We start from the raw sequence: 1,004 nt of genomic DNA on the forward strand, positions 1-1,004 counted from the left end.
GGGTAATGGGTCCCCTGAGTTCACAAACGAAGTGCAACACTTCCATCTGGAGGTGTTGCCATGGGGCGGACTTACAAACAGCTCTCCCTTGACGATCGATGCGAGATTGCCCGCCTTTCGGCCAATGGCGGCTCGGTCGGGCAAATCGCGGCAGCTTTGGATCGGCCGCCATCAACGATCTCTCGGGAGCTGAGGCGGAACCGTGGCAGGCAAGTCGGCTACAAGCCAAGCTATGCTCAGCAGCAGACCCGGGCGCGGCGCTGGAAGGGCTCTCGCCTCGAGCGGGACGCCAGCTTGCGCCGCGAGGTCTTGGCAGGCTTGAGCCGCGGTTGGTCACCCGAACAGGTCGCACGCAGGCTGGCCCGGGAACGTGGCCGTAGGGTGATCTCCTACGAGAGCATCTACCGCTTCATCTACGCCCAGATCACACGCACGACGGACTTCACCTGGCGGCGCTATCTGCCTCGGGGCAAGAGCAAGCGAGGCCACCGCGGCAAACGAGGCGGGAGCCCCGCAAGCTTCATCGAAGGCCGTGTTTCGCTGGCAGAACGGCCTGCCGAGGTCGCCGATCGCAAAGTCCCGGGCCACTGGGAAGCCGATCTGATGATGTTCTCCAAATACCGGCAGGCCATCCTGGCCGTCCACGAGCGAACCTCGCGCCTGCTGCTCGCCGTTCCCATCGAACGCAAGTTCGCCGCCGGTATCGCTAGCCATCTCGTACGCCTGTTCAAAGCCGTACCGGAGGCACTGCGCCGTACCGTCACCTTCGACAACGGCACCGAGTTCGCCGCCCACCTTTCCTTGCAGCGCCTCTTGATGAAGACCTTCTTCTGCGACCCGCACGCGCCGTGGCAAAAGGGCGGCATCGAGAACGCCATCGGCCGCTTGCGCCGCTTCATCCCCCGAAAGACCGACCTCGAAAAGCTCCCAACCAGGCGCTTCCGTCAGTCCATTGCCGCCTACAACAACACCCCGCGCAAATGCCTTGACTTCAGAACCCCGGC

1 protein-coding gene is annotated in these 1,004 nt (G+C 63.6%); it reads left to right on the plus strand.

The window, feature by feature from the left end; genetic code table 11:
• Positions 1 to 60 precede the first annotated feature (60 nt).
• The coding region (locus tag AC0L3B_RS38115; RefSeq protein WP_473382683.1) for an IS30 family transposase at positions 61 to 1,004 on the plus strand (944 nt) is incomplete at its 3' end.

The sequence above is a fragment of the Bradyrhizobium sp. Kon56 genome (assembly GCF_055807635.1).